The organism is Cupriavidus basilensis, from assembly GCF_008801925.2.
GTDB lineage: Bacteria > Pseudomonadota > Gammaproteobacteria > Burkholderiales > Burkholderiaceae > Cupriavidus > Cupriavidus basilensis.
The window spans coordinates 142,066-167,355 of sequence record NZ_CP062805.1 but is presented as its reverse complement, the minus strand read 5'-3'; the positions used below and the strand labels follow the sequence as shown (position 1 = coordinate 167,355).

Sequence of the window (25,290 nt, the reverse complement as noted above, 5' to 3'; positions counted from 1 at the left end):
AGGCTCAGAAAACCCTGTCCGCGGCACGCCTGGAGAATGGGCAGCGCGCGCAAGATGGGCTGGTGGCCGCTGCTTCCTTACGCGTAGCGCCGCGGAGCGCGCCCCGATGGATCATGAAGCAGCATGTGAATCCGCTTCCCCTCTTTCCTTTACATGCGTCGACGAACGGCCCCTGCCGAAGGAGGAGGCGGGCCCGCCATAGGCTGCGCTAGCGCGGCTTCCTGTGGTTACGAAGTCCGTATGACTCCCGCAACCTGTCGGTTGTCGCTGTGGTGTCAGGGAGAGACTGTTCCCCGGTCGGCCAGACAGCTTCCGGGTCAATACCATCAACACGATGAAGCCACAGGCACCGACCACCGAGATGAGAATCAGGCCATATGTGTAGCTTCCCGTCTTATCCCTGATGACTCCCATAAGCAGCGAGTGCGCGAAGCCGGAGATGTTGCCAAGCGAATTGATCATCGCAATGCCTCCCGCCCCGATCGAGGCGCCGAACAGCAGTGGCGGCAACGTCCAGAACACCGGCAGTGCCGCCATGACCCCGAAGGCCGAAACGCTGATGAGGACGATCTTGAGCCAGGGAGACGGCGCCATCGTGGACGCAGCAAGACCCACCACGGCAATCATCAACGGGATGAGGACATGCTGCCGGCGTTCCCCCAACCGATCGGAGCGCCTGCCCCAGACCACCATGCCAATGGCTCCGACGGCAAACGGCAACGCCGTAGCCACGCCGGTCTGCATCACGGACAGATTTGCATCTTTCAAGATCAGGGGCAGGAAGAAGGCCATGCCATAAGAAAATCCCGTGATGCCGAAGTAGACAAAGGCGAGCAACCAGACCCGTGGATTCTTCAGGATATCGACCAGCGTCTCCTTCTGCCCTCCACTCGCCTGCTGCCGTTCTGCGGCCAGTGCCTGCTGCAACCACCGCTTCTCTTCGGGATCCAGCCATTCAGCTTGGTCCGGCGTGTCACGCAACACCCTTAGCACAACGAAGGCGAGGAAGATCGCGGGCACGGCTTCGATCAGGAACATCGTCTGCCAGCTTTTCAGCCCCCAGAGTCCAGGGCTGTTGATCAGAAAGGCGGAGACCGGCGCACCGACCACGCTTGCCAGCGGAATCGCCACCATAAAGCTGCCGACGAAGGTTGCCCGCCATTTGCCCGGCACCCATAGCGTCAGAAAAATGAGGATGCCTGGGAAAAACCCGGCTTCCGCCGCACCAAGCAGCAGGCGGACCACGTAGAAGCCCGTCTCGCCCTGCACGAATGCCGTGGCACCGGACAGCAGTCCCCAGGTGAGCATGATGCGGGCAATCCAGCGTCTCGCGCCGAACCGCTCCAGGGCCAGGTTGGACGGAATCTCGAAAGCAAAGTACGTAATGAAGAACAGGCCCGCACCCAGCCCGAAGGCCGCCGTCGTCAAGCCGATATCGTGGTTCATCGTCAATGCCGCGTAGCCGACATTGACGCGATCCAGGTGCGCAACCACATAGCAGATCAGCAACAAGGGGAGGAACCGGATGAGGATCTTGCGCATACAGCGCTGATCGACTGGGGTCATGTCTCTTCCATCCTTATATAGTTATGCGTTGTACCAGGCGAGCAGGCGTGCGCGGTTGACCGCCTGCCTTGCTCGCTTTCGCAATTCGGGGCGATACACCTTTCGTACAGACTTTCGGAAGCCGGAGAGGCCCGGCGCTGCGCGACGCCAGGCGTCAGCTGTCGTATCTCGGAGCGTCGTCCTTGATCAATCTGATCGCTGCGTCAAAGCCGACCTGATGGTAGCTTTGCAGGCCACCGGTATCGATGGCGAGGTTGTCGGCAATATCGAGTTCTGCAAACTGCTGCGCGGTGTGCTGCCTCACCGCGACAGGCGGATATGTCAGCCTGGAGCCGCCGGCAAGTGCCGCCACTTGCGCCTGACATGCACGCTCCAGATAGTAGATGACAATAAACGCCTCCGCGACCGTGGTTCCCGCCGCCAGCAGTCCATGGTTGCGCAGGACCATTGCCTTGTTGTTTCCAAGGTCAGCTACCAGCCTGGCCCGCTCCGCTTCGTCTGACGCGATTCCTTCATACTCATGGTAAGAGATTCGCTCGTAGAACTTGAGCGCGTGCTGACTAATGGGCAACAACCCCTGTTCCTGTGCGGATACTGCGATACCTGCGGCGGTATGGGTATGCACGACACAGGAAATATCATGGCGGGCCATGTGGACTGCGGAATGAATCATGAAGCCCGCGGTATTCACCCGCTGCGGTCCCTTGCTTCCGCTCTCCAGGATCCGGCCATGCATATCGATCTTGACCAGACTGGAAGCCGTGATTTCATGGAACATCAGGCCATACGGATTGATCAGGAAATGATGTTCATCCGTGCCGGGCACCCGCGCGCTGATGTGCGTATAGATGTGATCCGTCATTCTGTGATGGGCTAGGATTCGATAGAGCGCTGCGAGTTCGCAGCGCGTCTTCCACTCGGCATCGCTGTAGTTCGAACGCATGGGTATCTCCTGTCTGTTGTTGTTGGCCTATCGGGCCCGAGCCAATCAGCAAGGCCTATGCCAGCAGCAGAACAACGGACCCCGATGCCACGGCGCAATTAAGCGTTTGCATAAGACCAACTGGAACAGCCGTTGGCAGCGCGCAGCGAAATGCCCGCGCGAGAGACACTTTGTCTTCGACATGTTCGTCGCGACGACACGGCATACGCCCGCAGCACCCTCGGCCTCATTCACTTATCAGAAGCGAATCGGATACGCCGTGTAGGAAATCTCGAGTTGCAGGAATGTTGTCGTAAAGCACAGCGCGGACTTGGCCACGCCTCTGGGGGACATCCTCCTGGAGGAGGAGGCATCAGGATCGCAAGCCTGGAGAATCAGCTTGAATGTAACCCGCAATGCGAGGTACACAACGGGCAATTAAGCCGCGGCCCTGTCCCTGTGAGTCGGGCCAGGTATCTCGCCCAGAAAGTCGAGGAAGGCCGCAATACGGCGGGAGCCGCGCTGGTTAGGCAGATACAGCGCTGTAATTGCCGAGCTGGCACGATTGGGATTGACCGTCCAGTCATCGAACAATGACGTCAGCTTGCCAGCCTGCACGTCCTCATCGACCATCCAATCCGGCAAAAGGCCGACGCCGCCGTCGGCGAGCGCCAGCTCGCGCAGCACCTCGGCATTGTTGCTGCGGAATCGCCCTGAGACAGGCACCTGAACCTCCTCGCCCTCGCGATGGAATGTCCAGACTTGAGGATGGGCCCCGTAGTTGAAGCGCAGACACGAATGGTTTGCCAGTTCGATCGGCGATGCCGGGATTTCACGCTCAAGCAGGTATGCCGGGCTGGCAACGACCCTTCGCCGGAATACGCCAACCTGGCGCGCCACGACATCGTCGTACGATGCCGCGCTGCCGAGCCGGATCGACACGTCGATGCGCTCGCCGATCAGATCGACGATCTCGTCGGTCATTGTCACCTCAAGTTCCAGCTGGGGATACTTGGCCATCAGGCCGCCGAGGAACGGGGCAATGCAGCGACGTCCAAATGCGACGGGCAAAGATACGCGCAACTGACCGACCGGCGTATCGCCCCGGTCAGCAATCAGTGAATCCGCCTCAGCCACGGCTTCAAGGATCTTGCGCGCCCGCTGGTAGTAGGCTGCACCGGCTTCGGAGACTGTTACCTGCCGCGTCGAACGGTTCAGGAGCACGGCGCCGAGCTCCTCCTCAAGTCCATCGATGGTGCGCGTGACCGACGAGGTGGCCAGGTTCAGCCGCCTGGCCGCTGCCGAAAATCCCTTGGCATCCACGGCCTCGACAAACATCTTCAGTGCCAGCAGCTTATCCATGCCATGCGTCTCCGAGCTTGCGCCTGCTCAGGTGCGCGCCTGCCGCAGCTTGCGCATGGCTGCCGGCGCGCCGTTAAGGAACATATCAACCTGCTGCCGCACGGCCGCATCAATATCCACCGGTACCTTCAGACCATACACCCACCTGCGCAACCCGAGATAGAAGATCGACGCATGCAGACTCCAGATCATCTCGATTTCCGCCTCCAGCTCCGCCGCATTGCGCGGCTCGCCGATGCCGAACTCGGCCCGCACCTCGGCCAGCACCGGGAGGAAGACTCGGTTGCGCAATTTGCTGAGATACTTGTTGTTGATCCCTTCCCGCGTCAGGCCGGCGAAAATAAAGATCCGGATCCACTCCTCGCGCAAGATCACCGACGCGTAGTCGACATAAAAGGCAGGCAGGCGCTCGACGAGCGGCACGGACCGATCGGCAATCTGCCGCTCCCACTCCCGGCGCCACTGGAATACCTCGTTGTAGACGCGGTCGATCAGCGCTTCCTTGTTTTCGAAGTAGCGGTACAGCAGCGGCTGGGTCACACCGATCTGCTTGGCCAGTTCACGCGTGCTGCCGGAGAAGCCATTGCGCGTGAAGTGCTCGATGGCCATGCGGACAATCTGCTCTTCCCGCTCCTCTGGTGGAAGCCGTCTACCGGTCTTCTCGGGCGCTTCCCCCCTCGCCCCTGTTTCCCCTCGCTCCATGCATCCCCCTGGCACCAGACAATGGCGTGTTACGCCTCCATTCTACCAATCAGGCGATAAATTGTAAGGCAAAGGCAGGGGCGAACCATTGGCCCTCCGATTGCGAAGAAGATCTCACGTTCCACTTCTGACGAGGCCCCGCGAAACCTATCAAGTCCCCGGCGAATGTATCACGCGGCACCAAGAAACCTACCTGGCATTGACTGCCAACGTTTCTGACATTTCTGGCATCAGACACCAAGCAACCAATCAATTTACCACAACAAAACAAGCAAATTGCTACCAAAAGCGCATACAATGCTTTCTTTGAATTGTGGCCTGACAAATCCGGCCAACGAAGGACTGTAGTGAGATGGAAGCAGTAGAGGGCCAGAACGTTGGAAGACGCCCGGCACAGGTTCAGCAACTTGCGGAGTTGAAGCGGGGAGCTAGGGACAGCGTGCCCATGCTGGTTGGCTTTGTTCCCTTTGGCCTCGTACTCGGCGCACAGGCGGCTCGCCACGGCCTGAACCCTGCGGAAGTCTCCCTGATGACCGGCCTGAACTTTGCCGGCGGCTCGGAATTTGCCGCAATCGCCTTGTGGGCGTCCCCGCCCAGCGTTCTTCTGATTGTTGCGATCACCTTGCTGGTCAATAGCCGCCATCTCCTGATGGGCGCAGTGCTCGCACCATTGCTTCACCACCTGCCTCGGCGCAAGGCACTAGCTGCGCTGTTCGTGATGTGCGACGAAAGCTGGGCGTTCGGGCTGGCAGATGCAAAACAACGCGCCCAACGCCAGCGAACGCCCGTGTTGCCCGTGTTGAGCCTGCCGTATTACTGGGGCGTCGCAGCCCCGTTCTATCTGACATGGGTCGGGTGCACTGCCATCGGCGCGGCAGTTGGACCGATACTTGGTGATGTTGAGGCCTACGGCTTCCACATGGCTTTCCCTGCCGTGTTTCTGGTGCTGATGCGTGGCATGTGGAAAGACCTTCGCACAGCCAGGCCATGGCTTGTCAGCCTGGCCGTCGCGGCGATTACACATCTTCTGGTGCCTGGCGCCTGGTATGTGTTGGCCGGTGCCTTGTCCGGCGTCACCGCCGCATACTGGATGGCTGATCGCAAGGAGGCGAAGCAGTGACATTCCTTACACTTGCCACGATCTTCGCTATGGCCTCGGTCACTTATCTGACGCGTATCGGAGGGTACCTCCTGCTGCACAACAGGAAACTGAGTCCGCGCGCTGCCGCCACGCTGGAAGTCGCACCGGGATGCGTACTGATTTCAGTCATTGCGCCATATTTTGTATCGGATCGCCCCGCCGACCTCGCAGCCCTCGCACTGACTTTAGCGGCCGCCACGCGGCTCTCGATCCTTCCTACCGTCGTGATCGGCATCGCTTCTGCGGGGACACTGCGATATTTGCTCGGCTAATTGACGCACGACGCAAGTAACGGCGCCTCACCCCTGATGGGCCAGGTGCTGATGAACGAACGACACCGCCATGGCGCCCTCGCCCACAGCCGACGCAACCCGCTTGATCGAGTTGTGCCGAACGTCGCCTGCTGCAAACGAGCCTGGCACGCTCGTCTCGAGATAAAACGGCGCTCTTTGCAGCGGCCACGACTCGGGGGCACGTCCATCCCGCAACAAATCAGGCCCCGTGACCAGATACCCGGCGGCGTCCCGCACGATGTCGGTATTGCGAGCCCATTCGGTATGTGGTGCCCCGCCGATACACACGAAGATGCGCGTGGCGGCAAGTGTTTCCGTCCCGCCGTTCACGCGATCGCGAACCGTTACCTCTCGCAAGCGATGGTCCCCGTCGACAGCAACCACTTCGCAGTTGCTGACGACACGCACGACACTCGATCGCTCGATCTTCTTCACGAGATAGTCCGAGAGCGTTGCGGCCAGCGACGGGCCTCGCACAAGCATCACAACCTCGTCGGCGTACTCGGACAGGTGCATGGCCGCCTGACCGGCGGAGTTACCTCCGCCTACCACATAAACCGTTTCACCTTTGCATATGGGTGCTTCGCTTGCGCCCGCCCCGTAGAACAACCCCGCGTGCAAAAAGCGGCTCTCGTTCGGCAGGTTCAACCTTCGCCATTCGATGCCCGTCGCGCAGATGTTGGTCTTTGCCCTGAGCTTCGAGCCATCGGCCATGTCGACGATGATTTGACCATTCTCGAACGTAGCATTGACACCCTCGCGCATCTGGAGAATCTCGGCACCAAATCGAACGGCTTGCTGGCGGGCGCGTTCCGCCAGCTCGGCACCACTGATGCCTTGCGGAAAACCCATGTAGTTCTCGATCAGCGATGAGCAGCCCGCCTGTCCACCTACCGCGTGACGTTCGATAAGAACGGTCTTGAGCCCCTCGCTTGCAGCGTAAACGGCCGCACTCAATCCGGCTGGGCCCGCACCGTAGATGGAAACGTCGTATTCTCGCAGCCGCGGTACCTGCACCCATCCCAGTCGCGCGGCGACCTCCTTGACGCTCGGATCAAACAAGCGCGTTCCGTCCGGAAACTCACAAACGGGCAAACGTGTATCGTCCAATCCACGGATGCCGGGTATCGTCCTGGCGTCCTCATCCGACTGCAAAGGCCTCCAGTCGAACGCGACAACACTACGGTTCAGGAAGTCCCTCAACTCGAAGGCCTTCTTGCTGTCCGTCGCGCCGGTAAGGACAACTCTCGCACGCCGTTCGGTGTCATCAGTCTTCATGGCTTCTGGCCCTCCGTCACTCGTCTGATCAGACCGAGCAATACCGCTCCTGGATTTCCTCGTCGCCCAGCATTGCTTGCGCCGTACCGCTGTAGACTACCTCGCCCTGATCCAGAATATAGGCGCGGTCGGCAATTCTCAAGGCCAGGCCCACGTTCTGTTCGATGAGGAGAATCGTGACTCCGGCGCGCTTCAATGCCGCGAAATACTCGAACATTTCATCCACGAGAACTGGCATGATCCCTTCGGACGGCTCGTCGAGCAGCACCATCTTCGGCTTCGATGCCACTGCCCGCGCAATGGCAAGCATTTGCTGCTCACCGCCAGACATTGTCACTGCCTGCTGGTCGAGCCGCTCCTTCAGTCGAGGAAAAGTCTCGGCAATTTCATCAATGACATCCGACTCTCGTGTACGGTGCGGCGACGCGAGCAGTCCGAGTCGAATGTTTTCCCGAACAGTGAGACCAGGTACGATGCGACGCTCCTCCGGGACGTAGGCGAGTTGCCGCAAGTATCTCTTATGCGCAGGCTGCCCCAGGAGTTCAACGCCTTCAAACTTTACCGACCCGGTGACCTTGGACATGAGACCAGCGATGGACTTCACGGTAGTGGTCTTACCTGCCCCATTGCGGCCGATAAGACAGACCAGCTCGCCCTCACCAACCTTGAGGTCGACACCTTGCAATACGTGACTCGACCCGTACCAGGCGTTGAGATTCGCAACTTCCAGCATGATGTGCCCTCAATGGTTGCCTTGTCCAAGGTACACGCGCTTCACCAAATCATTGGCCCGGATATCATCCGGCGTACCTTCCGCGATCAGTTCACCGTGATGCAGGACTACGACACGCTCGCTGATCCCCATGACAAGCTTCATCTTGTGCTCGACAAGCACGACCGTCCGCTGTTCCACGAGTCGGCGGATAAGTCCCATCATCACCTTTGTTTCCTCCGGGCTCATTCCCGCGGTCGGCTCATCCATCAGTAGCAACTTCGGTTGAGCAGCAAGAGCGACGGCGATCTCGAGGCACCGTTGCTGCCCATGCGCGAGTTCCCTGGCGAAGCTCTTTGCGCGGCCAGAAAGTCCCACTGTCTCCAGCAGGACGCTGGCTTGCTCCGTCAGCCCCGACAAGGCTGAGCGTCGGCGCCACATACCGTAGCGCGAAACGTGCGCTTGCAAAGCAATCCGTACGTTTTCGAGCACGGTGAAGTTCGGAAAAAGGCTGGTGATCTGAAACGACTTGGCGATCCCGATATGCGCGAACTCGTGTTGCCGCATGCCGGTGATATCCCTGCCCATGAACAGAATCCGACCTTCACTAGGCGCGAACGCACCGGACAGCAGGTTGAAGTAGGTACTCTTTCCAGCGCCGTTAGGGCCGATGATAGACGTCAGCATTCCGGGGCGAATGCTCACGCTCACATCAGTGAGCGCCTTGAAGTCACCGAAGCGCTTGCTGACCCCTCTGGTTTCAATAATGGCGTCAGCGCTCATGGTGCACCTTCTCCAGAAACGTGCCCCAGACGCCCTTTGGGAAGAAGAGCACGAAGACCACGAAGACCGCCCCGACAATCAGCTGCCAGTGCTCAGTCCAGCCTGAAGCAAAATCCTGAATAAGCAGGAACAGCGCCGCGCCGACGAACGGACCGAAATAAGTGCCCATGCCTCCGAGCAGGCACAACATTACAACCATCCCGGACGTCGAGTAATGGAGTGTTTCAATGGGAACACTTCCGAGATGGATAGCGTTGAGCGCTCCGGCAAGGGCGCAGAAGGCGGCGGAAAGGACGAATGCCAACAGCTTCGTGCGTTCAATATCGAAACCACAGGCACGGGCGCGAGCTTCGTTCTCGCGGACGGCTTCGATAACGCCACCCAGAGGAGATGCGAGGATGCGAGAGAGCACCCAAAGAGAGACCGAGACGAGCGCGAAGATGAAGTAGTACTTCTGCAACGGATCGAGCAGGTCCAGACGGAATCCAAAGAGATCCAGCTCGGCAATGTTCACGCCTCGCAATCCGTTCTCCCCCCCGGAGCTTGGCATCTGATAAACCAGGAAGTAAACACATTGGGACAGCGCCAGCGTCACCATCGCAAAGTAGATGCCCCTGGTCCGAATGGCCAGGAGTCCCATCACGAGGGCTACCATGCAGCCAGCGACCATGGCCGCGGGAATCGCCGCCCACCATGCCAATTGGTACTGTGCGATAAGAATGCCCGCCGAATATGCACCGACCCCGAGGAATGCGGCATGGCCAAACGAAAGGAGACCGGTGTATCCGAACAGCAGGTTGAAGCCGACTGCAAACAGTCCATAGATCAGAACGTTGATGGCCAATGAGTGGTAGGGCACCAGCCATGGAAATGCCGCGAAGAAGACGACAGTCGCCAGGACGCGGTGCATCGCGACAACCCTGCACATCTGGCTTGCAAGTCCGGTAGCTTCATTCCTTAGGCGAATGGCGCCATGAACATGGAAGTTCTTCATGTCATCAATCCTGTTCGGCCGAAGAGTCCTTGCGGCCGGATGAGAAGCACTGCGGCCATGATCACGAACATGGACACCTTCGCTGCCTCAGGGAAGAAGAGTACGGCCATGCTCTCCACAACGCCGACAAGCAAGCCCGCCACGACGGCACCCATCAAGGACCCCATCCCGCCCACAACGGTAACAACGAAAGCTACAGTGAGAACGGACGTCCCCATTTCCGGCGATACGCCTTGCAACGGCGCCGACAGGACGCCAGCCAGCGCCGCAATGCCAGTACCCATCCCGAACACGATCAGCCAGACACGTGAGACGTCGATGCCAAGTACGCGAACAATGACCGGGTCACGGGCTCCTGCCCGGACAATCAGGCCGAATGGCGTCCGCTCGATCAGCAACCACAAGGCGAGCAGCAGAAGCGAAACGACGCCGATCACAAACAATCGGTAGGTAGGAAAATCGGCAAAGCCAAGATTAGTAGCCCCTTGCAGGACTTCCGGGGTGTCGAACGGCAGCCCGGCCTTTCCGAACCAGATACGTATGGCCTCGACCATGATGTATGACAAGCCGAAGGTGAGCAGAAGCGGGTAGTCGATACCGCGACCATACAAGGGGCGAATCAGCCATCGCTCGCATAGCATGCCAATGGCCGCAACGGTCAACGGAGCAACTACGAGCGCAGCCCAGAAGCTTCCTGTCTTTTCGACAGCCAGCAGCCCAACATAGGCGCCTATCATGTAGAAGGCGCCGTGCGCAAAATTGACAACTGTCAGCATCCCGAAGATAAGGGACAGGCCGACCGCCAGCAGCACGTAAATTGCACCTAGCGCCAGCCCTGTAAAGAGCTGCAGTGCCAGTAGATCTAATGAGATTTCCATCGCTTTCCCGCCTCTCGCCGTGCGCCCGCTACGACAGCCCTAAAACTTCCTCTGGCGACGCTGCAGGTGCAAGGCGCTAGCCACGATCAGTGACATCATGCTCCGTAGGGACGACCAGCGTTGTAACGGATCGCCCCATACCGACCTGCCGATAGCTCAGCCCTTGAAGCCGAGTTCGGTGCACGGACGCAACAGCTTCTCGCTGGCTGGTTCGACGTGCAAAACCTTGAACACGTCGTCGGGATTGGCCGCTTCCTTGGAGTTCGACTGGATCACAAGTACCGACTGAACGGATTGCTGGTCACAGGGTCTGTAGTACTGCTGCCCCTTGTAGGTGTCATATTTCAGGTTGCGCAGCGCCGTCGCGACCTTTTCCGTCTCGCTGCTACCGGCGGACTTGACCGCCAGGAGCAATGACTTGACGGCCGAGTATGCCATCGCGCCATAGTCAGACGGGTAGCGTCCCTCGTTCTTGGCCCGGAAAGCCGCATTGAAGGCTTTCGCGGATGACGTTGTCGCTTCCATCTCCCAGAAGTACTGCGTCCCGCCAATGACACCTTCATATGTGTTAGCCCCGCCTGCGACGCGAGAGGTGTAAGTCATCACGGGGGTGACGAACTTTATGGACTTCTTCATGCCGTAGTCCGAGGCCTGCTTGATGGAGATCTGGTTATCGCGGCCGAAGTTGTTGAATATCAGCACATCCGGCTTGAGTGCCATCAGCCGTGGCAGAAAGGTGGAGTAGTCCTGTTGCCCAAGCGGATGCCGCACTTCGCCAACCACCTCGGCGCCAAGGTCTTTGGCCACTCGCGTGAAGCCGCGCGTCATCTCGTGGCCATAGGCGTAGTCAGCGGTCAGGAAGGCAATACGCATCCCCTTCTTGAAGACATAGCGGCCCACGGCCTGCGTCGTCATGTGGGGATTCATTGCCTCATGAAACGTGTAAGGGCTCGCATCGGTCGCCTCATTAATGACGTCGGACTGACTGATCGAGATATAGATGACCTTGCGCTGCTTGGTAACGTTGTTGATGGATAGCTGCGTCGCGGCAGAAAGACCACCTACGATGAACTGCGCACCGTCCTTCTCGAGCAATTCCAGGGTCCGCGTGGCTGCCTCACCGGGATTGAGCTTGTCGTCACGCACCAGCAACTCGGCCTTGCGGCCGTTCAGACCGCCGGCATCATTGAATTCCTTGACGGCCAGCTCGGCATTTCGCACCTGGTCCTTTGCCTCCGCGCCGTAGGGACCGGTAAGCGGTACAGGAAGCCCAATCTTGATCGTCTGTGCTTGCGCACCCACGGCGAGCAAGCCAGCGAACACCCCAATACAGAAGCGACGAGCGGTGCGCTGCGCACCCATGACTGCATGTCCCATGAAGGTCTCCTGTTAGGCCGCAGCTATTCGATGCAGCCCGGTTCTTTGTTTAGCTATCGATAACTTTGATATACGTCAAATTGCTTGTCAAATGATAAATACGAAGGGAAAACCCGGAGAAGTACACCTGGTCTGAGGACGCCTTGGGCAAGGCTGCCGCTGTGATTGTGACCTCCCGTCTACCCTGCCAACGGATCGCTTTTCAGTTTGCGCAGCAGCAATCAGACTGACGAACTCGCCGGCTTCCACGCTTCGGCGTCTAAAGGTGCACCCCAGGTCATTTATCGGCCGAAAATAATCAGGAAGTTAGGGTATGTCCCACCCTAGAGGTTCTTGGCCTCCAACAGCTTCCGCCCTACTATTTATCCATCGATCACTGATCGGTTGATAATTTACAGGAGGCTTCGATGGCACTGGCCAAACTAGCACACTATTCGATACGCACCACGGACCTGGAGCGGTCCTGCGCGTTCTACGAACGCGTCCTGGGGTTCCGGCGCGGCTATCGACCACCCTTCGACTTTCCCGGCGCATGGCTCTATATGGGTGACGACGAGAGCGACTACGGGACGGTTCACATCATTGGCGTGGATCCGGACAACCCTTCCGGCCTGTCCGCCTATCTGGGCGACAAATCCCTGCCCGCGTCTGGCACCGGCACGCTGGACCACATCGCCTTCCTGGCCACGGGCGTCGAGCAGATGTGGGCGACCCTGCGTGCTGAAGGCATCTCCTGGCGTGATCGCACGGTACCAAGCCTCGGCCTGCATCAGGTTTTCCTCGAGGATCCTTCCGGCGTCACGATCGAACTCAACTACCCCGCTGCCGAAGTGGCAGGACTGGCACTGCCCGACAGTGCACAAGCAAAGACTGGAGCACTGGCATGAATACCGTATTGCACAACAAGCCGAAGGCGATTGTCGTAGGTGGATCGCTGGGCGGGCTGTTTGCGGCCAACATGCTCAGCCGCAATGGCTGGAATGTAGAGATCTTCGAGCGCACGCCCGAAGCGCTGACTGGGCGCGGCGCCGGCATCGTCACGCACCCGGAATTGTTCGACGCGCTGGCATCGGCGGGCGTGGTGGTCGATGAAAGCATTGGCGTGCACGTCAATACCCGAATCACGCTCTCCCGGGAGGGTGTGTCGCTTGCCGATCGGGACATGCCTCAGACGCTGACCGCCTGGGGCAAGATGTATGACGTGCTCGGCAAGGCTTTCACGGGCACCTATCGGACGGGCGCGTTCGTGACGTCCGTCGATACGTACCGGGACCACGCTACGGTGACGCTGCAGGACGGTTCGACCCACCGGGCCGATCTGGTTATCGCCGCCGACGGCTTCCGTTCCAGCGTGCGCGAACAGCTCTTGCCTTCGGCCGGCCTGGAATACGCCGGATACATTGCGTGGCGCGGCCTGGTCGACGAGTCACAGCTTTCGCCCGACACTCACGCGGCGATCTTTGACAAGTTCGCCTTCTGCCTGCCTCCGCGCGAGCAAATCCTCGGGTATCCGGTGGCGGGTGAAGCCAACAGCACCGAACCTGGGCAGCGTCGCTACAACTTCGTCTGGTATCGCGCGACGCGCGAGGACGACGAATTGCCCGATCTGCTGACTGACGCCAGCGGCAAGCGCTGGCCCAACGGCATCCCGCCGGGCCTGATTCGCCCCGACGTGATCGCCGACATGGAAGATGCGGCGACATCCTTGCTCGCCCCGCAGTTTGCCGAGGTCGTCACCAAGACAGCCCAACCACTGTTCCAGCCGATCTTCGATCTGACGGTGCCGCGCATGGCTTTCGGCAGGATTGCCTTGCTCGGTGACGCCGCTTTTGTCGCCCGCCCTCACTGCGGCATGGGCGTCACCAAGGCTGCGGGAGATGCGATGGCAATCGTGCGCGCCCTCAGCGAACATTCGACCGTCGAGACGGCCCTCGACGCGTACAGTACCGAGCGCGTCCAGTTCGGACATGCGATTGTCGAGCACGCGCGCCACCTCGGCGCCTACATGCAGGCCCAGCTCAAGAGCGATCAGGACCGCGAAATGGCCGAACGTTATCGCACACCGGAGGCGGTCATGCGCGAGACAGCAGTATCCCGTCAGTTCTGACGCAGATCCAGACAACAGGCATATGGAGACAATGTCATGACCCACACCGCCCCCTTTCCTTCGGCGCCAGGACTAGCCCGCATCGACGGCTCGGTGGACCCGCACCCGATGCTGAGGCAACCGCGCTTCGAGCGCTTGCACCGCGCGCGTCGCGCCTTCTCCTGGACGCTCACCGCTGTCATGCTGCTGGTCTACTTCGGTTTCATTCTCACGCTGGCCTTCCGCCCGGACTTGCTTGCCGTGCCGCTGACGCCGGGACAGCCGATGACGGTGGGCATTCCCATCGGCTTTGGCATGTTTGCCTTCACGTTCGCGATGGTGGCAGTCTACGTGTACCGCAGCAACACCGTCTACGACAAGATGATCGACGAGATCCGCCAGGGAGAGCCGTCATGAAACGCGTACTGACTGCAGCCGCTGCCCTCACGGCTGCCACTCCCGTGCTGGCAGCCACCCCGCCGGTTGGCCAGGGCCTGAACCTGATCGCCATTGCCATGTTCCTGGTGTTCGTAGCCGCGACGCTTGTCGTGACGCGGTGGGCGGCAAAGCGCAATAACAGCGTCGCCGACCACTACGCCGCGGGCGGCAAGATCACCGCCATGCAGAACGGCTGGGCCATTGCCGGCGACTATATGTCCGCCGCATCGCTCCTCGGCATTTCGGCGCTCGTCTTCACCAGCGGCTATGACGGCCTGATCTATTCGATCGGCTTCCTGGCAAGCTGGCCGATCATCCTGTTCCTGATCGCGGAGCCGTTGCGCAACCTGGGCCGCTATACGCTCGCCGATGTGCTCTCGTACCGGCTCAAGCAGCGACCCATCCGGGCGTTCTCGGCGTCGAGCTCGATCGTGATCGTCCTGCTCTATCTGGTGTCGCAGATGGTGGGCGCGGGCAAGCTGGTGGAGTTGCTGTTTGGTTTCAGCTACACCTCGGCCGTGGTGCTGGTCGGCGTGCTGATGGTCGTGTACGTGTTCTTTGGCGGCATGCTGGCCACCACCTGGATCCAGATCATCAAGGCCGTCCTGCTGCTTGCCGGTTGCGCCTTCATGGCCTTCATGGTGATGAGCCGCTTTGGCTTCAACCTGAACAGCCTGTTCGAGCATGCCGTCACCACGCATGGCAAGCATGACGCCATCATGCGTCCAGGCGGTCTGGTGTCCGACCCGGTGTCGGCCGTGTCGCTCGGCCTGGCGCTGATCTTCGGCACCGCAGGCCTGCCGCACATCCTGATGCGCTTCTTCACCGTCAGCAATGTCAAGGCCGCGCGCAAGAGCGTGCTCTATGCCACCGGCATCGTCGGCACTGGCTACGCCATGATCATCGTGATCGGCTTCGGCACGATCGCACTGGTCGCCGGCGATCCGCTGTACCACAATGGCACAGGTGCCGTGATCGGTGGCGTCAACATGGTGGCCGTGCACCTGGCCCATGCGGTCGGCGGCAACGTGTTCCTCGGCTTCATCTGCGCCGTGGCGTTCTCGACTATCCTTGCCGTCGTTGCCGGGCTCGCCCTGGCTGGCTCTTCCGCCATCTCGCATGACCTCTATGCAACGGTCATTCGCCAAGGCAAGGCATCTGAGAAGGATGAGATGCGGGTCTCGCGTACCACTACGCTGGTGCTGGGTGTGCTGTCGATCCTGCTCGGCATCCTGTTCGAGAAGCAGACCATCGCCTTCATCGTCAGCCTGACGTTCTCGATTGCCGCCAGCTCCAACTTCCCGGTGCTGCTGCTGTCGATCTACTGGCGGGGACTGACTACGCGTGGCGCCGTAATCGGCGGGACGCTGGGACTCGTCACGGCTGTGGTTCTCACGATCCTGAGCCCAACGGTCTGGGTGCAGGTACTGGGCCATGCCTCGGCAATCTACCCGTACGAGTATCCGGCACTGTTCTCCATGCTGGTCGCGTTCGCCGGCATCTACGCCTTCTCGGTGACGGACCGTTCGGCAAGAGGCGCGTGGGAGCGTGCGGCGTATCAGAATCAGCGCGTGGCTTGTGAATTGGGGATGGGGACCAAGGGGACGGCCGAGGCGTAAGGGCATGACTTCTACCCTCTCCCACCTGGGAGAGGGGCCCTTAACCGGAGCATCCGCGGCATGGTCGGGTTCCCACGGGCGCGATCCGCGGCAAAGTCGGGCCATACATCATGGAAACAAGCAAAGTAGCGGATTGGGATAGCGCCTCCGACAAAGTTGCCCGTCGGCTCCTGCCCGCGGAACGGCAACAGCAGATTGTCGAAAAGGCGATCGAACACTTTACCCGGAGCGGCTTCGGAGGCAGTACGCGCGATCTCGCCAGGCAGATCGGGATCACCCAGCCGCTGCTCTATCGGTACTTCGAGAACAAGGAGGCCCTCATCGAGCGCGTGTACAACGAGGTCTTCCAGTGGCGTCCCGAATGGGAACAGCAGATCGCCGACTGTTCGCTCCCACTGATCGAGCGGCTCTATGCCTTCTATATCGACTACTCGTCAGTGATCCTGCGCGAAGAATGGATCCGGCTGTTCATCTTTTCCGGCCTGACCCACGAGGGCATCAACGACAGGTACATGGACATGCTGCGCAGCAAGGTCTTCCTGCCGGTCCTGGCTGAGATACGCGAAGCGTTCGGCATTGCCGCGCCGCGCAATGCCGCGGAAAACGATGCCGCGATCGAGATGGTCTGGAGCCTGCACGCGGCAATCTTCTATCTGGGCGTGCGCAAGTGGGTGTATGGACTCAGTGTGCCGGACGACATGGAAGCGGTCATCCGACAAAAGGTCGACATATTCTTGTGCGGTGCCCCGGCTACCTTGCGCAAAATCCAAGGCGCCACGATTTAGCGCAACGCTGGAACTTCCCTGCCGCGGGCTGACTCGAGCATGTGGCCACCTCGGCGGTCACATGCAGCCTCGACGGCTTTGATACGGCGAGATCTGCATCGCGCCACGCAATGCAGCTTCAAAGGAGGATCGTGGACGTCTGCTTGATCCGCTGCATCGGGATTTCGCTCTTGACGTTCTGGACGGCCTTCAACCGGGCAAGATGGGTCATCTGAAACTGCCGGTACGCGTCCAGATCCTGGCTCACGACGCGCAAGAGAAAGTCGCAGTCGCCCGCCATCAGGTGACACTCCGTCACCTCGGGCATGTCCTTGATGGCTGCCACGAAGCTGTTGACCGTCTCCTCGTCCTGCCCCTTGAGCCAAACTCGCACGAAGACCGTCAGGCCCACGCCCACCTTCGCCGGGTTCACAACCGCAACGTAGCGCTCGATAACTCCCGCCTCCTCCAGCAATCTGACGCGCCGCAAACAGGGCGAAGGAGACAGCCCCACCCGCTTGGCCAGATCCACGTTCTGCAAACGTCCATCCTCCTGCAAGGCGTTCAGAATCCGGCGATCGATGTTGTCGAGCTTCATGTTCTCACGGCGGGCAGGATGGGCCTGCTTGAGTGTTCGTGTGGCACGCCATGCTAGCACATCGATTCGTTGCACTTAGTCGCCGTGAATGACTGGTCTCGCAGGCTAAGGCGCCCAACTGTCTTCCGCGTGCACAACCGCGGACAGTCATTGTCCTCTGCGCGTACATGCCAACGCCACAAAAGCGCCTCTGCACACGCCGCCTGAACGTAGAGAGGACGATCCCAGGCTGGCATGCATAGTGCTCAGCCAATCGCTCGACCCGACAGACGGTGCGGAAGCAATGCCTTCCGCTCCGATCCTCGGAGCGTCATGCATACAACCTGGAGACATACGCATGGAATACGTCCGCCTCGGCACGACCGGCCTGAAGGTTTCGCGAATCTGCCTCGGCATGCTGACATTCGGGAGCCCTGAGTGGCGTCCCTGGGTCATGGATGAAGACGCATCCCGGCCGCTGGTCAAACGCGCGGTCGACCTTGGCATCAATTTCTTCGACACCGGCGACACCTATTCGGGCGGCATGTCGGAGGTCCTGACCGGCAAGTTCCTCAAAGAGATGTTTCCGGGGAGCCGACGCGAAGAAGCCGTGGTCGCTACCAAGGTCTACGAGCCGGTCGATATTGCCTACGAGGGCGTCAAGATGGCCTCGTTCGTGCGCCGGCCGAACAGGGATGGCTTGAGCCGTAAACGCATTTTCCATGCGGTCGACGCTTCGTTGCAGCGCCTGGGTACCGACTACATAGACCTGTACCAGATCCACCGTTACGACACGCAGACGCCGATCGAGGAAACGATGGAGGCCTTGCATGATGTGGTCAAGGCCGGCAAGGTCCGCTATCTCGGCGCCAGCAGCATGTGGGCGTGGCAATTTGCGAAGGCCCAGCAGGTGGCGAAGGAAAATGGCTGGACCCGGTTCGTCAGCATGCAGAACCACTACAACCTCTTGTACCGGGAAGAAGAGCGCGAAATGAATCCCTTGTGCAAGGACTCCGGTGTAGCCCTGCTGCCGTGGAGCCCGCTCGCCCGCGGCTTCCTCGCGGGCAACCGCAAGCGTGAGGGGTTCGGAGACACCGAGCGCGCAAAGACCGATCATCTGGCCAAGAAATTCTATTTTCGGGAATCGGATTTCAATGTCGTCGACAACCTCACCCGGATGGCCGGCCAGAAGGGCATCAGCAACGCGGAACTGGCCTATGCCTGGCTACTGCACAAGGGCGTGACGGCTCCCGTCATCGGCATCAGCAAGGCGGCCCAACTGGACCAGGCGGTGGCCGCGCTGGAAGTGAGGCTCACACCCGAAGAAGTTCGGCACCTCGAGGAAGGATATGAACCGCATCCGGTGCTGGGACACGTTTAGGACCTGGCACTGACAGCCCGACGCCGCCGCGACCGGCCGGCCTGATGCCGGCCGTTCTTTCCAGCCTTTTTTGAGTGGCGCGCGCCGCGCGCCAGGACCGATGTCCTCGCGGCAAACATGTACGTGGACACAATTGTCATCCTGACAACGCTCCGACCCCAGAAGGCACGCCTGTTTGCCCTTCAGTTGCGTCGTCGCGGACATGGCATCGATGTTGCGAGGCTTCCCCGGCGGAGGGATTTCCGGTGAGCTTCTTCCGTCCTAACTATCCAACATCCACTCCAACAATGGAGGAGACATGACGACATCGCTTCAGTCCATTCCCGGGGCACTTAGTCCCGATGCGGTTGATGAGAGCATCGCAGAACAGCAGCGCATCGTATCGAAAGTCATCCGAAAGATCATGCCTCTGGCATTGATCGGGATCTTCGTGTCCTATGTCGACCGCACCAACCTCTCCGTTGCCGGCCCCGACATGCAAGCCGCGCTCGGCCTGACGCCGGCAATGTTCGGTCTGGCCTCGGGACTCTTCTTTATCGGTTATGTGCTGTTCGAGATCCCATCGAACATTGCTCTGCAACGTTACGGCGCCAAGCTTTGGATCGCCCGGATCATGGTCACGTGGGGCCTGATCTGCATGGGCACATCCCTGGTCACCGGTGCCACGTCGCTCTATATCTTCCGCCTGTTGCTTGGGGTCGGCGAAGCCGGCTTTTACCCCGGCATTCTCTTCTATCTCAGTCTGTTCGTGCCGATCCGCTATCTGACCAGGGCATTTGCGGTATTCCAGATCGGCATTCCCATTTCACTGGCGCTGGGCAGCGCCATGACCGCCGCCCTATTGACCATGGACGGGATCCTTGGCGTTTCCGGCTGGCAGTGGGTCCTGATCATCGAGGGCGCCCTGGCCGTGGTGGTGGGCATCATCACCTGTTTCGCCATGGCCAGCACCCCTGAGAAGGCGCGATGGCTGACGGCCCGCGAGAAGCAGACGCTCATCGCGGCGATCCGCAGCGACCGGAACAGCGGGGCCGATGACAGTCACGGCCTGAGCGCCATCGCCTCGGTCATGAAGACCCGCGCGGCGTGGTACTACTGCTTCCAGTACACGTCCATGCTCATCGGCTTCTACGCCGTCACCTACTGGCTGCCGCAGATCATCAAGCTGCGCTTCTCGGTCAGCGCGGTCCAGGCCGGACTGCTCTCGGCGGTGCCCTGGGTGTTCTGCGCCATGGCGCTCTTCACGCTGTCGCGCATTCCGCCGCGCGAAAAGAATCGCGCCGGCGTGCTCAGCGCCATCCTGATGCTGGCGGCGATCGGATTGACCATGTCCGCATTCGCGCAGAGCGCTATCCTGGCGTTCGCCGGGCTATGCATGGCTGCCTGCATGCAGGCAGCCGTGCCCCTGTTCTACAGCTTTCCGTCACAGCACTTTGCCGGCGCACGGGCGGCCGTTGCTCTGGCGCTCGTGAATTCCGTCGGCAATATCGGCGGCTTCTTCGGCCCATACATCCTCGGCGTGTTCCGCCAGACCTTCCACACCGACACCGTTGGCCTGGTGTTCCTGGCAGGAACGTTCGTGATCGCCGCGTGCATGGCATTGGGGCTGCCCCGGCAACTCAGGTCGGCCGAAGCGCAAGCCGGAGCACGCGCATGAGCGGGATCCTGGCTATCTGGAATGACTGCAATGCGTCGCGCGCAGCAGCCTACGAATCCTGGTATCAGGAGGAACACCTGCCGGAGCGGCTTGGCATCGCCGGCTTCCTGACGGGTCGCCGGTTCGAAGCCATCTGCGCTTCGCGGCAGTTCCTGACCACCTACGAGGTGGTCCATCCCGAGGTGCTGAGGTCGGCGGCATATCGCGAACGGCTCGCCCACCCCACCGCGCGCACCATCTCCATGATGCAGGACGGCTTCACCAACATGTCCCGCACGGTCTGCGAGCGGCGCGATCTCCGCGGGGCGAGTCGCGGCAGCGTGGTGCTGACCGTTGCGCTGAATGCAGCCGATGCCTACCCGCGGCTGCGCGACGCCGTTGGCATGCTGGAGGTCGACGCGGCGCACACGCATTCCGAGATGTGGATCTCGGCGGAGCCCGACACGAAGGAGATCTCCGCAGAAGAAGCACTGCGCGGCGGTGACGTGAAGATCAACGCCTGCCTGGTGTTGGAATACCTGCGGCCCGAAGTGGCAAATCGCGTGGCGAACACGCTGCGCCGGCAGTTCCCGGACGCCTACGTCGGCACCTATCGTCTGCTGTGCTCACTGAACCAGGAGGACTTGTAATGCGAATTCTGCTGATCCAGGGTGCCAACATGGAGTATCTGGGTTTTCGCCAGCCGGAAATCTATGGCACCACCACCGCCGCCGAACTGGACGACATCCTGCGCGCGGACGCCGTGGGGCTCGGCATGCAACTCGACATCCTCTACACCAACGTCGAAGGTGAAGCCATCAGCGCCATTTATCGCGCCACACGCGAGCAAGTAGACGGTCTTGTCATGAATCCCGCGGGCTTTCTCTATGCGGGTCATGCCTTGCGCGATTGCCTGAAAGCGGTGCCGCTGCCCTACATCGAAGTGCATATGAGCAATATCGACGCCCGCGGCATGCATTCTGTTACCGCTTCCGAGAGCGCAGGCATGGTGACAGGGCTTGGTGTCGACTCCTACCGGCTTGCGCTGGTTGCCATCCAGAAGGTCATTCACAAGAGGAACAAACATGCCTGAAGCGAAACCAAGAACGGCGCTGGTTACCGGGGCGGCCGTTGGCATTGGCCTTGCCATTGCCGAACGCTTCGAACGGGACGGCTGGACCGTATACCGATTTGACCGCATGCCGCAGGATCGCGAGCGCGCCGTAAGCGGTGATGTCCGCTCCGAAGCGGACTGGCAAAGGCTGGCAGATCGTATCGGTACCGAAGTCGGGCAACTCGACGTGCTGGTGAACAATGCCGGCATCCTGCGCGAGGCGCCATTGGAGGACACCAGCCTGGCGGACTGGAACGAAGTCATCGGCGTCAACCTGACCGGCGCCTTCCTTGGCTGCCGGACCATGCTGACGCTGCTGAAGCGCAGCGACTCGCCGTGCATCCTCAATGTGGCCTCCATCGACGCGCTGCGCGGCAGCCTGCGTCACAGCGCTTACGCCGCCAGCAAGGGCGGCGTGGATTCCCTGACCCGCGCCCTGGCACTGGAACTGGCCAACGACGGCATTCGCGTCAACGCGATCTGCCCCGGCACCGTCGATACCCCGATGTTCCGCAACATTCATGGCAACACCGCGGATCGGGCCCAGGAGCGGCTGGCGTTGCATCCCCTGAAGCGAATCTCGACCGCGGAAGACCAGGCAGCGGCGGCGGCCTTCCTGTGCAGCGCGGAAGCCGCCTTCATCACCGGAGCGTCCCTGAGCGTCGACGGCGGCCGGGCCATTCGATAACCAGCAAAAGACACCATGACACAACCAAGGAAGACCGCACTGATTGCCGGCGCCACCGGCGTGGTAGGACGGAACCTGCTGCGGCTGCTTGCCGCCGACCCGGAATGGGATGTGATCGCCGTTTCGCGTCGCGAGCCAGATATCACCGGCGAGTACCGCCACATCCCGGCCGACCTGCTTGACGCCGGCGATACGAAGGCCAAGCTCGGCGGGCTGCGGGAGGTCACCCATATCTTCTTCTCTGCCTACATCGAGAAGGCCGGCTGGGCCGAAATGGTGGCGCCGAACATGGCATTGCTCGCGAACCTGATGGATGCCATCGAGCCGGTGGCGGACCGGCTCCAGCACGTCAACCTGATGCACGGCACCAAGTGGTATGGCAATCATCTCGGACCGTTCAAGACGCCCGCAAAGGAAACCGACCCGGGTCACATGCCGCCCAACTTCTACTATGACCAGCAGGCATTCATCGCCCAGCGCCAGAAAGGCAAGGCGTGGACGTGGTCTGCCGCGCGCCCCCACGGCATCTGCGGCTTTGCCATCGGCAACCCGATGAATCTCGTCATGGTCCTCGCCGTGTACGCCACTATCTCCAAGGCACTGGGGCTGCCGTTGCGCCATCCGGGCTCCGAGGCCAACGCGCGCGCGCTGTACAACGTGACCGACAGCGGCTTGCTGGCACGCGCCTGCAAGTGGATGGCAACCGATCCGGCCGCTGCCAACGAGCCGTTCAACATCACCAACGGCGACATTTTCCGGTGGCAGGACTTGTGGCCCGCCATCGCGCGCTACTTCGACATGGAAACCGCTGCGGCCCAGAAGATCGATCTGGTCCACATGATGGCCGACAAGGGACCGCTCTGGGAGCGACTGGTCAGGGAGCACGACCTGCGGCCGATCCCGTACGAGCAACTGGTGGGCTGGAAGTACGGAAACTTCGTCTTCACCCCGGAGTTCGACGTCATTTCGTCCACCACCAAGGCTCGCCAGCATGGCTTCAGCGAAGCCGTGGATTCGGAGCAAATGTTCCTGCGCCAGTTCGACGAACTGCGCGCAAACCGGATCATTCCGTAGGCGGGCACTAGCGACGCTTGCACCGCCGGCCCGCGCAACCGCCTAGCGCGGCGCCGGCACCTCGCTCTTTTCTTCCTCCATCATGCTCAGGCGCTTGTAGAGGTACGAACGCGAGATCCCAAGTTCTTCGGCGACGCGCTTCTTGTTACCACCGGTACGGCGCATGGCTTCCAAAATCAACGCCGATTCCAGCCGTTCCTTCGCTTCACGGATATCGGGCTGCCGCGACTTTTCCGCGGCGCCCGCCGGGGCTCCGCTCTGGCGCCACGCCAGCGTCTGCTCAGCGCCTTCCATACTGCCGAACTCTGCGACCGACAAGACCGGTCCGTCGCAGAAGATTGCCGCGCGCTCGATCGCATGTTGCAGTTGCCGGATATTTCCCGGCCAGGCGCGCGACTGGAGGAAGCGGATCGCGGATTCGGCAATCGACTTCTTCGGCGCGCCGTGCCGGATCGCAAACGCCTCCAGGAAGGTATCGGCCAGCTCCGGAATGTCCTCCAGACGGTCGCGCAATGCCGGCAGCCGCAGCGTCACCGCGCTGATCCGATAGAACAGGTCCAGCCGGAAGCTCGAGTTGGCGATCATCGCCTTGAAGTCCCGATTGCTGGCCGATATCAGGCGGAAATCCGAATGCCGGGCGCGATCGCCCCCGACACGCTCGAACTGGCCATCCTGCAGCACGCGAAGCAGCTTGACCTGCATGTCGATCGGCATGTCGCCGATTTCATCGAGAAACAGCGTGCCGGTATCGGCGGCCTCGAACTTGCCCTTGCGGCCTTTTCGGTCCGCGCCGGTGAAAGCGCCGGGCTCATAGCCAAACAGTTCGCTCTCGACCAGGTTGGGCGGCATCGCCGCCGAGTTCACCAGCACTAACGGCTTGTCGCTGCGCGGGCTTAGCATATGGATCGCGTGCGCCACCATCTCCTTGCCGGTCCCGCTCTCGCCCGCCAGCAATACCGGCACATCCAATGGCGCCACGCGCAGGATGTCCTCCTTCAGCCGTCGCACGGCATCGCTGCTGCCCACGATCTGATCCAGGCCGTAGCTCCGGTTGCGGATCCCGGACAACTCCCGGCGATAGAAATCGAGTTCCTGCTTGACCTTGGCAAGCTCCACGGTGAGTTCGCGCATGGCCTCGGGCCCCTTGAACATCACCTGCCCGATGGCTGCCACGACGCGCTTGTTGCGATCGAAGATCGGCAGCCGCGACACCACGCGCGTCACGCCGTTCATCTCCTGCAACTGGGCCACCTGCCCCTTGCCGGTCGCTACCACCTCCTGCAGCTTCGTGTTCTCGATCACCGATGTCACATCCCGCCCGATCGCCTCGCCATGCTTGAGGCCGAAAAAGCGCTCATGGACCGGGCTCATGTAAGTGATGCGCGCCGACGTATCCACCACGACCATCGCCTTGTAGGGATCGGTAATGAAATGCCTGAGGATGTCCGGCGCCGCATCCACGCTTGCCAGGAACTCGCTCAGCTCATCGCCTTCCTGCACGGCAAAGATCAGGAAGCACACTGAATCGCGCGTCGGGATCGCCGCGACCGTCAGTGGGCGCTCCAGGTCGGCCATGGCCGACATCCGCCTGAGCGGCACGCGGTCGCGGTTCTGCCAGAGCCGGCCCAGCGACTTGGCGACCAGCGAATCCCTGCCGAGTCCGCTGGCGAATGTTGTGTTGCCCTCGGCATCGAGTACGAGGACGCCCTCTGATTCTCGTTTCATGTCTCCACCACGGTTCGTCTGTTTTACGGAACGCTGTGTATTCGGCGACTACACAATTGCCTTCTCGATGGCAGGCAAGGACACTGCAAAGACAGTCTCATTCTAAGCAGTTTCCCCCCGGTTCGTCGGCCTTCCGATCCGCCCGCAAGGCCGCTAACGCAGGCAGTGCCTAAGCCCCCA

At 60.9% G+C, this 25,290-nt stretch carries 25 protein-coding genes; 13 read left to right on the top strand and 12 right to left on the bottom strand.

Annotation, left to right across the window (positions count from 1 at the left end):
• Positions 1 to 111: 111 nt before the first annotated feature.
• The 4 genes from F7R26_RS36340 to F7R26_RS36325 all read right to left on the bottom strand — a co-directional run bounded on the left by F7R26_RS36340 (position 112) and on the right by F7R26_RS36325 (position 4,459).
• Positions 112 to 1,566 carry an MFS transporter gene (locus tag F7R26_RS36340; RefSeq protein ID WP_070940824.1) on the bottom strand — a complete coding sequence of 485 codons (1,455 nt, stop codon included), beginning with the start codon at positions 1,564 to 1,566 and terminating at the stop codon, positions 112 to 114.
• Between the two features lie 154 nt (positions 1,567 to 1,720).
• Complete coding sequence (locus tag F7R26_RS36335) at positions 1,721 to 2,515, bottom strand: class II aldolase/adducin family protein (protein WP_256333795.1); 795 nt, start codon at positions 2,513 to 2,515, stop codon at positions 1,721 to 1,723.
• A gap of 411 nt (positions 2,516 to 2,926) precedes the next feature.
• The gene (locus F7R26_RS36330; protein WP_058697561.1) at positions 2,927 to 3,850 is read right to left on the bottom strand and encodes a LysR family transcriptional regulator; all 924 of its coding nucleotides are present in this window, start codon (positions 3,848 to 3,850) and stop codon (positions 2,927 to 2,929) included.
• A 27-nt stretch (positions 3,851 to 3,877) separates the two neighbouring features.
• The gene (locus F7R26_RS36325; RefSeq protein ID WP_058697560.1) at positions 3,878 to 4,459 is read right to left on the bottom strand and encodes a TetR/AcrR family transcriptional regulator; all 582 of its coding nucleotides are present in this window, start codon (positions 4,457 to 4,459) and stop codon (positions 3,878 to 3,880) included.
• 445 nt (positions 4,460 to 4,904) lie between these two features.
• Between F7R26_RS36325 and F7R26_RS36320 the strand changes: the two genes are divergently transcribed.
• Entirely contained in the window at positions 4,905 to 5,672 is a 768-nt protein-coding gene (locus tag F7R26_RS36320; RefSeq protein ID WP_058697559.1) for an AzlC family ABC transporter permease, read from the top strand.
• On the top strand, positions 5,669 to 5,965 hold the full coding sequence (locus F7R26_RS36315; RefSeq protein WP_256333794.1) for an AzlD family protein: 297 nt from the start codon (positions 5,669 to 5,671) through the stop codon (positions 5,963 to 5,965). Before F7R26_RS36320 ends, F7R26_RS36315 begins: the two co-directional genes overlap by 4 nt.
• A gap of 27 nt (positions 5,966 to 5,992) precedes the next feature.
• Here F7R26_RS36315 and F7R26_RS36310 read toward each other — a convergent pair whose 3' ends face one another.
• The 6 genes from F7R26_RS36310 to F7R26_RS36285 all read right to left on the bottom strand — a co-directional run bounded on the left by F7R26_RS36310 (position 5,993) and on the right by F7R26_RS36285 (position 11,993).
• The gene (locus F7R26_RS36310; RefSeq protein WP_058697558.1) at positions 5,993 to 7,264 is read right to left on the bottom strand and encodes an NAD(P)/FAD-dependent oxidoreductase; all 1,272 of its coding nucleotides are present in this window, start codon (positions 7,262 to 7,264) and stop codon (positions 5,993 to 5,995) included.
• Positions 7,265 to 7,292: 28 nt separating this feature from the next.
• Entirely contained in the window at positions 7,293 to 7,997 is a 705-nt protein-coding gene (locus F7R26_RS36305; protein ID WP_058697557.1) for an ABC transporter ATP-binding protein, read from the bottom strand.
• A 9-nt stretch (positions 7,998 to 8,006) separates the two neighbouring features.
• Positions 8,007 to 8,759, bottom strand: coding sequence for an ABC transporter ATP-binding protein (locus F7R26_RS36300; protein WP_058697556.1), 753 nt, complete (start codon positions 8,757 to 8,759; stop codon positions 8,007 to 8,009).
• Positions 8,749 to 9,687, bottom strand: a complete 939-nt coding sequence (locus F7R26_RS36295) for a branched-chain amino acid ABC transporter permease (protein WP_241754817.1) — start codon at positions 9,685 to 9,687, stop codon at positions 8,749 to 8,751. Before F7R26_RS36295 ends, F7R26_RS36300 begins: the two co-directional genes overlap by 11 nt.
• A 62-nt stretch (positions 9,688 to 9,749) precedes the next feature.
• Positions 9,750 to 10,631 carry a branched-chain amino acid ABC transporter permease gene (locus F7R26_RS36290; protein WP_058697554.1) on the bottom strand — a complete coding sequence of 294 codons (882 nt, stop codon included), beginning with the start codon at positions 10,629 to 10,631 and terminating at the stop codon, positions 9,750 to 9,752.
• Between the two features lie 156 nt (positions 10,632 to 10,787).
• Entirely contained in the window at positions 10,788 to 11,993 is a 1,206-nt protein-coding gene (locus F7R26_RS36285; protein ID WP_058697553.1) for an ABC transporter substrate-binding protein, read from the bottom strand.
• Between the two features lie 422 nt (positions 11,994 to 12,415).
• Between F7R26_RS36285 and F7R26_RS36280 the strand changes: the two genes are divergently transcribed.
• The 5 genes from F7R26_RS36280 (at position 12,416) to F7R26_RS36260 (ending at position 16,936) form a co-directional block, all read left to right on the top strand.
• Positions 12,416 to 12,895: a VOC family protein gene (locus tag F7R26_RS36280; RefSeq protein WP_058697552.1), complete on the top strand. Its 480-nt coding sequence runs from the start codon at positions 12,416 to 12,418 to the stop codon at positions 12,893 to 12,895.
• Positions 12,892 to 14,115, top strand: coding sequence for an FAD binding domain-containing protein (locus F7R26_RS36275; RefSeq protein WP_058697551.1), 1,224 nt, complete (start codon positions 12,892 to 12,894; stop codon positions 14,113 to 14,115). The genes F7R26_RS36280 and F7R26_RS36275 overlap by 4 nt, the downstream gene beginning before the upstream one ends.
• A gap of 36 nt (positions 14,116 to 14,151) precedes the next feature.
• Complete coding sequence (locus tag F7R26_RS36270) at positions 14,152 to 14,511, top strand: DUF485 domain-containing protein (protein WP_058697550.1); 360 nt, start codon at positions 14,152 to 14,154, stop codon at positions 14,509 to 14,511.
• Positions 14,508 to 16,151: a cation acetate symporter gene (locus tag F7R26_RS36265; protein WP_058697549.1), complete on the top strand. Its 1,644-nt coding sequence runs from the start codon at positions 14,508 to 14,510 to the stop codon at positions 16,149 to 16,151. Before F7R26_RS36270 ends, F7R26_RS36265 begins: the two co-directional genes overlap by 4 nt.
• A gap of 110 nt (positions 16,152 to 16,261) precedes the next feature.
• On the top strand, positions 16,262 to 16,936 hold the full coding sequence (locus F7R26_RS36260) for a TetR/AcrR family transcriptional regulator (RefSeq protein WP_081050226.1): 675 nt from the start codon (positions 16,262 to 16,264) through the stop codon (positions 16,934 to 16,936).
• Between the two features lie 118 nt (positions 16,937 to 17,054).
• On the opposite strand, the gene F7R26_RS36255 is transcribed toward F7R26_RS36260, so the two are convergent.
• On the bottom strand, positions 17,055 to 17,513 hold the full coding sequence (locus tag F7R26_RS36255; protein ID WP_058697548.1) for an Lrp/AsnC family transcriptional regulator: 459 nt from the start codon (positions 17,511 to 17,513) through the stop codon (positions 17,055 to 17,057).
• A gap of 337 nt (positions 17,514 to 17,850) precedes the next feature.
• Here F7R26_RS36255 and F7R26_RS36250 point away from each other — a divergent pair, with 337 nt between their 5' ends.
• From F7R26_RS36250 to F7R26_RS36225, 6 genes are all read left to right on the top strand, one after another.
• Entirely contained in the window at positions 17,851 to 18,873 is a 1,023-nt protein-coding gene (locus F7R26_RS36250; RefSeq protein ID WP_058697547.1) for an aldo/keto reductase, read from the top strand.
• A 298-nt stretch (positions 18,874 to 19,171) separates the two neighbouring features.
• Entirely contained in the window at positions 19,172 to 20,530 is a 1,359-nt protein-coding gene (locus F7R26_RS36245; protein ID WP_081050225.1) for an MFS transporter, read from the top strand.
• Positions 20,527 to 21,159: a DUF4286 family protein gene (locus F7R26_RS36240; protein ID WP_058697545.1), complete on the top strand. Its 633-nt coding sequence runs from the start codon at positions 20,527 to 20,529 to the stop codon at positions 21,157 to 21,159. Before F7R26_RS36245 ends, F7R26_RS36240 begins: the two co-directional genes overlap by 4 nt.
• Positions 21,159 to 21,602 carry a type II 3-dehydroquinate dehydratase gene (locus tag F7R26_RS36235; RefSeq protein WP_058697544.1) on the top strand — a complete coding sequence of 148 codons (444 nt, stop codon included), beginning with the start codon at positions 21,159 to 21,161 and terminating at the stop codon, positions 21,600 to 21,602. The genes F7R26_RS36240 and F7R26_RS36235 overlap by 1 nt, the downstream gene beginning before the upstream one ends.
• On the top strand, positions 21,595 to 22,311 hold the full coding sequence (locus F7R26_RS36230) for an SDR family NAD(P)-dependent oxidoreductase (protein WP_058697543.1): 717 nt from the start codon (positions 21,595 to 21,597) through the stop codon (positions 22,309 to 22,311). The genes F7R26_RS36235 and F7R26_RS36230 overlap by 8 nt, the downstream gene beginning before the upstream one ends.
• 15 nt (positions 22,312 to 22,326) lie before the next feature.
• Positions 22,327 to 23,385 (top strand): SDR family oxidoreductase, encoded by a 1,059-nt coding sequence (locus F7R26_RS36225; RefSeq protein WP_058697542.1) that lies wholly within the window; start codon positions 22,327 to 22,329, stop codon positions 23,383 to 23,385.
• Positions 23,386 to 23,427: 42 nt separating this feature from the next.
• Here the strand turns inward: F7R26_RS36225 and F7R26_RS36220 are convergent, their stop codons facing one another.
• Entirely contained in the window at positions 23,428 to 25,110 is a 1,683-nt protein-coding gene (locus F7R26_RS36220; RefSeq protein WP_058697541.1) for a sigma-54 interaction domain-containing protein, read from the bottom strand.
• Between the last annotated feature and the right edge of the window lie 180 nt (positions 25,111 to 25,290).

Bases quoted from the DNA above. Each gene is read 5' to 3' on its own strand.
- F7R26_RS36220 (WP_058697541.1), bottom strand. From the start codon at position 25,110: ATGAAACGAGAATCAGAGGGCGTCCTCGTACTCGATGCCGAGGGCAAC.
- F7R26_RS36300 (WP_058697556.1), bottom strand. From the start codon at position 8,759: ATGAGCGCTGACGCCATTATTGAAACCAGAGGGGTCAGCAAGCGCTTC.
- F7R26_RS36280 (WP_058697552.1), top strand. From the start codon at position 12,416: ATGGCACTGGCCAAACTAGCACACTATTCGATACGCACCACGGACCTG.
- F7R26_RS36295 (WP_241754817.1), bottom strand. From the start codon at position 9,687: ATGTGCAGGGTTGTCGCGATGCACCGCGTCCTGGCGACTGTCGTCTTC.
- F7R26_RS36240 (WP_058697545.1), top strand. From the start codon at position 20,527: ATGAGCGGGATCCTGGCTATCTGGAATGACTGCAATGCGTCGCGCGCA.
- F7R26_RS36255 (WP_058697548.1), bottom strand. From the start codon at position 17,513: ATGAAGCTCGACAACATCGATCGCCGGATTCTGAACGCCTTGCAGGAG.
- F7R26_RS36270 (WP_058697550.1), top strand. From the start codon at position 14,152: ATGACCCACACCGCCCCCTTTCCTTCGGCGCCAGGACTAGCCCGCATC.
- F7R26_RS36230 (WP_058697543.1), top strand. From the start codon at position 21,595: ATGCCTGAAGCGAAACCAAGAACGGCGCTGGTTACCGGGGCGGCCGTT.
- F7R26_RS36265 (WP_058697549.1), top strand. From the start codon at position 14,508: ATGAAACGCGTACTGACTGCAGCCGCTGCCCTCACGGCTGCCACTCCC.
- F7R26_RS36325 (WP_058697560.1), bottom strand. From the start codon at position 4,459: ATGGCCATCGAGCACTTCACGCGCAATGGCTTCTCCGGCAGCACGCGT.
- F7R26_RS36290 (WP_058697554.1), bottom strand. From the start codon at position 10,631: ATGGAAATCTCATTAGATCTACTGGCACTGCAGCTCTTTACAGGGCTG.
- F7R26_RS36275 (WP_058697551.1), top strand. From the start codon at position 12,892: ATGAATACCGTATTGCACAACAAGCCGAAGGCGATTGTCGTAGGTGGA.
- F7R26_RS36330 (WP_058697561.1), bottom strand. From the start codon at position 3,850: ATGGATAAGCTGCTGGCACTGAAGATGTTTGTCGAGGCCGTGGATGCC.
- F7R26_RS36305 (WP_058697557.1), bottom strand. From the start codon at position 7,997: ATGCTGGAAGTTGCGAATCTCAACGCCTGGTACGGGTCGAGTCACGTA.
- F7R26_RS36320 (WP_058697559.1), top strand. From the start codon at position 4,905: ATGGAAGCAGTAGAGGGCCAGAACGTTGGAAGACGCCCGGCACAGGTT.
- F7R26_RS36310 (WP_058697558.1), bottom strand. From the start codon at position 7,264: ATGAAGACTGATGACACCGAACGGCGTGCGAGAGTTGTCCTTACCGGC.
- F7R26_RS36245 (WP_081050225.1), top strand. From the start codon at position 19,172: ATGACGACATCGCTTCAGTCCATTCCCGGGGCACTTAGTCCCGATGCG.
- F7R26_RS36285 (WP_058697553.1), bottom strand. From the start codon at position 11,993: ATGGGTGCGCAGCGCACCGCTCGTCGCTTCTGTATTGGGGTGTTCGCT.
- F7R26_RS36235 (WP_058697544.1), top strand. From the start codon at position 21,159: ATGCGAATTCTGCTGATCCAGGGTGCCAACATGGAGTATCTGGGTTTT.
- F7R26_RS36340 (WP_070940824.1), bottom strand. From the start codon at position 1,566: ATGACCCCAGTCGATCAGCGCTGTATGCGCAAGATCCTCATCCGGTTC.
- F7R26_RS36225 (WP_058697542.1), top strand. From the start codon at position 22,327: ATGACACAACCAAGGAAGACCGCACTGATTGCCGGCGCCACCGGCGTG.
- F7R26_RS36260 (WP_081050226.1), top strand. From the start codon at position 16,262: ATGGAAACAAGCAAAGTAGCGGATTGGGATAGCGCCTCCGACAAAGTT.
- F7R26_RS36250 (WP_058697547.1), top strand. From the start codon at position 17,851: ATGGAATACGTCCGCCTCGGCACGACCGGCCTGAAGGTTTCGCGAATC.